The organism is Cytobacillus sp. (assembly GCF_032154635.1).
Classification (GTDB): domain Bacteria; phylum Bacillota; class Bacilli; order Bacillales; family Cytobacillaceae; genus Cytobacillus.
This window is the reverse complement of sequence record NZ_JALDXW010000086.1, coordinates 1-4,473: the sequence shown is the minus strand read 5'-3', so window position 1 is coordinate 4,473 and position 4,473 is coordinate 1. Positions and strand designations below refer to the sequence as shown.

General features: G+C 36.9%; 2 protein-coding genes and 1 riboswitch. Both genes read right to left on the bottom strand.

Features of this window, described 5'->3' with window-relative positions; genetic code table 11:
* Positions 1–390 precede the first annotated feature (390 nt).
* A complete protein-coding gene (gene ptsG / locus RUH74_RS24060) occupies positions 391–2,454 on the bottom strand; it encodes a glucose-specific PTS transporter subunit IIBC (RefSeq protein WP_313805395.1) in 2,064 nt (687 codons plus the stop codon).
* 198 nt (positions 2,455–2,652) lie between these two features.
* The gene (locus RUH74_RS24055) at positions 2,653–3,981 is read right to left on the bottom strand and encodes an NCS2 family permease (RefSeq protein ID WP_313805392.1); all 1,329 of its coding nucleotides are present in this window, start codon (positions 3,979–3,981) and stop codon (positions 2,653–2,655) included.
* A gap of 253 nt (positions 3,982–4,234) precedes the next feature.
* Positions 4,235–4,336: riboswitch (purine riboswitch) on the bottom strand.
* Positions 4,337–4,473 lie beyond the last annotated feature (137 nt).

The window sequence follows — 4,473 nt, the reverse complement described above, 5'->3', positions numbered from 1 at the left end:
TTTAAAACTTGAATTAACGTTGACGTTTTTTGTTCGTTCAGTTTTCAAAGAGCAAAACCAATTAATACCTTCGCTCAAAAGCGACTTTATTAATATATCATTTATCAAACACGGCGTCAACAATTATTTTTATATTTTACTATTTTTTTAATTTGTCAGCGACCGTTTTTATATAATATCACCTTCGGGTATATTTGGTCAACTATAATTTGAAATGCTTTTCTTATTTTTTACCTAACAACTATCCAACCATCAAAAAGGTAGATTATTAACAATTTCGAAAAAGAAACCAGCTATCAAAGAAGCTGCTGGTTTCTCATTTCATTTATCATTTTACAAGATATAGCACATTCTCCCCTTCATGGATTTCATCCCATTGAGGTAGCTTTTTTATAACTTAGATATCGAAATAATTTCTTTCTCTTTTAACTCAACCATACCTACTTTATTAATAACGACTACTTCTCCTTCCTTTAAATTAGTAAACACAATAGGTGTAATAATGGAAGGTGCATGATTTTTTATAAAATCAAGGTCCACACTTAACAACGGCTGCCCCGCCTTTACATGGTTATTGTCTTCTACCTTTATTTTAAATCCCTCCCCTTTTAATTTCACAGTATCAATCCCAATATGGATTAAAATCTCTCGACCTGAATCAGAGAGAATTCCTATCGCATGTTTGGTTGGAAAAATATTTATGATTTTCCCATCTACAGGAGATACAATTGTTCCTTCAGAAGGAAGAATCGCAAAACCATCGCCCATCATTTTCTCTGAAAAAACTGCATCCGGCACTTCCTTAATTGGCATTACTTCACCTTTAATAGGAGATACAAATATAGATTTTTCTCCTTCCGTTTGAAGTGCCTCTGGATTTACCTCTTCAATTTGTTGCATTACCCCATCCTCAGGGGCTTTAACAGCTGCACGAGGTCTTTTTCCATTCATAATAGCTTTCATTTGTCCTTTAATTGTTTCTGATCTCGGCCCAAAAATAGCTTGTATATTGTTTCCAACTTCGAGCACACCGGCAGCGCCAAGCTTCTTCAAACGATTTTTATCTACAATATTAATATCATTTACAGAAACCCGAAGGCGTGTAATACAGGCATCAAGATTTGAAATATTTTCTTTTCCACCCATCGCTTCTAGAACTTCATATGGCAAATCGCCACCTTTACCGGTATCAGCAGCCTCTTCTTTCTCTTCAACATCCTCCCGACCAGGTGTTTTCAAATCAAATTTCCTAATAGCAAAGCGGAAACCTATATAATATATAACAGCAAATACTAATCCAACAGGGATAACAATCCATGCATTTGTCTGTGGGTAAATTAAGCCAAATAATATATAGTCAATGAGTCCGCCAGAAAAAGTCATACCGATTTTCACATTCAATAAATGCATAGTCATAAATGAGAGTCCTGCAAATATAGCATGTATACCAAATAACACAGGAGCAACAAAAAGGAAAGAAAATTCAAGCGGTTCCGTTATCCCAGTTAAGAAGGAGGTTAGAGCTGCAGATGCCATAAGCCCGCCTACAACCACTTTCTTTTCCGGACGAGCTTCATGATATATAGCTAATGCAGCTGCCGGTAAGCCAAACATCATAAATGGAAACTTTCCTGTCATAAATGTACCTGCTGTTAAATTTTGAACATTATCAGTAATTTGCTTCATAAATATCTTTTGGTCTCCACGAACTACTTCACCGGCTTTTGTTACATATTCCCCAAATTCATACCAAAATGGTGAATAGAAAATATGATGAAGGCCAAAGGGGATAAGCGAACGTTCAATTACTCCAAAGATAAAAGCTGAAATAGTTAAGTTGGCATTCACCATATTTTGCGAAAATGCATTTAAGGCTGTTTGAATCGGCGGCCAAATAACAAGCATTAATAACCCTAGCAGAACCGCAGTACCCGCTGTAATAATTGGAACAAATCTTTTTCCAGCAAAAAAACCTAAGTAAGAGGGCAATTCCATTTCATAAAATTTATTATAAAGGGAGGCGGCGATAATCCCGACAATAATCCCCCCAAAAACGCCCGTTTGGAGAGTAGGGATTCCTAAAACATTCGCATAATTAAGCCCATTTACATCCTCTGCAGTTATCCCTCCCGCTGTCCCCATTGTTATATTCATGATTAAATAGCCGATTATGGCAGCTAGTCCTGCTACACCGTCGCCGCCAGCCAAGCCTACTGCGACACCTACAGCGAATAAAACAGGCAGATTTCCAAAGACAATATCACCTGCGTTCTGCATGATTGAAGCAACCATTTTCACACCGTTATTGTCTAGGAATGGAGCCAACTCAAGCAGCGCCGGATTCTTCAGTGCCGCACCTAAAGCAAGAAGTATTCCCGCTGCCGGCAAAAGGGCGACAGGCAGCATTAACGCTTTCCCCACTTTTTGCAAGACACCAAAAGCTCTTTTAAACATGTTCAAACCTCCCTGAATAGATTTAAACGCACAAAAATGCAATAAAAAAAAGCATAAGTTGAAGGGTTCATATAGAAGTATATATGGGTATCTTACCCAAAACTCTTCTAATCATTTACCCTCATCACTTATGCCAAATATTAAATGAATCATAAAAAAAAACGGAGACTCGCATAACACGAATCTCCAAACACACTATTATTTTAGGAATACAAAGTATAGAACAAATACCACAAACAAGAAATACATAATTGGATGAATTTCTTTTGAACGCCCTTTTATAATCATTGTAATTGGATAGAAAATAAATCCAATTGCAATCCCTGTAGCAATACTATATGTTAACGGCATCATAACAACTGTTAAAAAGGCTGGAACAGCAATTTCAAACTTTGTCCAATCAATTTTCCCTAATGAAGCGACCATCAATACACCTACAATAATTAGAGCCGGCGCGGTAACTGCAGACGTAATGACTTCTAATACAGGGAAGAAAAATAGCGCTAAAAGGAAAAGTCCTGCTGTTATAACGGAAGCAAATCCTGTTCTTGCTCCAGCTGCAACCCCAGATGTTGATTCAATATAAGATGTTGTTGTTGATGTTCCAAAGATTGCACCCACAACAGTTGCAGCAGAATCTGCCAATAGAGCTTTTCCAGCACGAGGTAATTTATTATCTTTCATTAAACCAGCTTGATTAGCAACCCCAACGAGTGTCCCTGCAGTATCAAAGAAATCAACGAATAAAAAGGTTAACACGACAACAAGCATATTCGTTGTAAAGAAAGAACTGTCTCCAAAAGCTTGGAATGCGGCTCCAAACGTTGGTGCCACACTAGGAATTGAATCTACAAGCTTTTCGGGAATATCAATTAATCCAAAGATCATACCGGCAATTGAAGTAACGACCATCCCGATGAAAATTCCACCTTTAATTCCTTTTGTCATTAAAATAACTGTTATAATAATTCCGAAAATAGCTAGTAATACATTTCCATCCGAAAAGTCACCAAGTCCTACTAAGACTGCGTCATTGTTTACAATAAGTCCTGCACTTTGAGCACCAACAAAAGTAATAAACAAACCGATACCTGCACTAACTGCATATTTCAATTCGGCAGGAATAGAATTAATGATTTTTTCCCGTAATCCTGATAAAGATAAGATGATAAAAATAACTCCTGAAATGAAAACCCCGCCCAGCGCATGCTGCCATGGAATTCCCATTGTTAATACAACCGTATAAGCAAAGAATGCATTTAAGCCCATTCCTGGTGCAAGAGCAACAGGATATTTAGCTATTATACCCATGAATAGTGAACCTATAGCTGCAGCCACTGCGGTAGCAACAAAAACAGCACCGTAATCCATTCTCATCGAATCCGGTAAATTTGGAACATCCATTAATGATAATGTAATAGGATTTACGACTAAAATATAAGCCATTGCCAGAAATGTTGTTAAGCCACCGATAATTTCTCGGCGATAATTCGTTCCAAGCTCTTCGAATTGGAAGTACTTTTTCACATTTTCTCCCCCTAATTTATCTTTCTTTTTAATTTTTCATTTTCGTTAAAGTATATTGCTGAACATTGTTTAATAGCAGTCCTATTTTTAAAAATGAATGAATTTTCTAAAAATATATAAAAAAGTTACATTCTTTGAGTTTCAGTCATCCTTTAACAAAAATAGCAATAAAAAAACGCTGCGGTTGAGGTACCGGAGCGTTGACTTTAGGATTCACACAAAATAGATCAGGTTCTCCAACAAAAGAAAACCAATCTTTTTGCACTTACCTCGTAGTCAAGCTATTTACGGTAGCTCGGTAGAAACTTTTGGGCCATATTCCCCAGATTATACGACGTAAAACGACAATATTTAATTCTTCTTTATTCTATCAGCAACAAATACGTTCGTCAATACAAAAAAACGAACATTTTCATGTCCGCCTTTTTGCAATGTTCGTCTTTTGATTCTCAAGCAGCGCTATCGCTCTCCGTGTTTCCTTTATCTTAGTCG

Bases quoted from the DNA above. Each gene is read 5' to 3' on its own strand.
- ptsG (WP_313805395.1), bottom strand. From the start codon at position 2,454: ATGTTTAAAAGAGCTTTTGGTGTCTTGCAAAAAGTGGGGAAAGCGTTA.